This is a genomic window from Hymenobacter roseosalivarius DSM 11622 (genome assembly GCF_900176135.1).
GTDB classification, from domain to species: domain Bacteria; phylum Bacteroidota; class Bacteroidia; order Cytophagales; family Hymenobacteraceae; genus Hymenobacter; species Hymenobacter roseosalivarius.
The window spans coordinates 1-856 of the sequence record NZ_FWWW01000016.1 but is presented as its reverse complement, the minus strand read 5'-3'; the positions used below and the strand labels follow the sequence as shown (position 1 = coordinate 856).

Genomic DNA, 856 nt, shown 5'->3' with positions numbered 1-856 from the left:
CTAGAGGCTGTTATGAACTAGTCGCGTAATTTAGGGGATGGCACAGCGAAATGGCTACCCCAGCGACGTCACGGATGAGGAATGGGTGTTTGTGGCCCCGTATCTGGCGCTGGTGCGGGAAGAAGCCCCACAGCGGCAGCATTCGTTGCGCAGCGTGTTCAACGCGGTGCGCTACCTGGTCAAAACGGGCTGCGGCTGGCGTTACTTGCCCCATGACCTGCCACCTTGGCCGGCGGTCTACCAGCAGTGGGCCCGCTGGCGGGACAACCGCTGTTTCGAGCACCTGCTGGCCGATTTACGCGAACTGGCGCGGGTGCTGGCCGGACGAGAGGCCGAGCCTACAGCCGTGATTCTGGACTCGCGTACGGTGCAGAGCACGCCCGAGAGCGGAGCGCGGGCTGGTTACGACGGAGCCAAGCGGCGCAAAGGCAGCAAGGTGCACGTGGCTGTGGACACGCTGGGCCACCTGCTGGCTGCCGTCGTCACGCCCGCCAACGAGCCAGACCGTGGACAGGTGGCGGCTCTCTGTGCGCGGGTGCAGCAGGTCACGGGCCAGCAGGTCCAGGTGGCCTATGTGGACCAGGGCTACACGGGCGAAGCAGCCGAATACGCCGCGGCCGTGCACGCTATTGACCTGCAAGTCATTGCCAAGCCCGAGGGGCAGACCGGTTTTGTGCTGCTCCCGCGCCGCTGGGTCGTGGAGCGCAGCTTTGGCTGGGCCGCTCGCTTCCGCCGCCTAGCCCGCGACTACGAGCGCTTGGCGCTGACCATGCAGCAGTTTCATTTCCTGGCTTTCGTCGGGCTTTTGCTGGCAAAAGGCGTTTTTCAGCCTACCAGTCCATAACAGGCTCTAGGG

The 856-nt window shown here is 64.7% G+C and carries 1 protein-coding gene; it reads left to right on the top strand.

Translation table 11 applies throughout. From position 1 onward, the window contains the following. The first annotated feature begins 37 nt into the window (after positions 1-37). A complete protein-coding gene (locus B9A24_RS00650) occupies positions 38-844 on the top strand; it encodes an IS5 family transposase (RefSeq protein WP_084443174.1) in 807 nt (268 codons plus the stop codon). Positions 845-856: the final 12 nt, after the last annotated feature.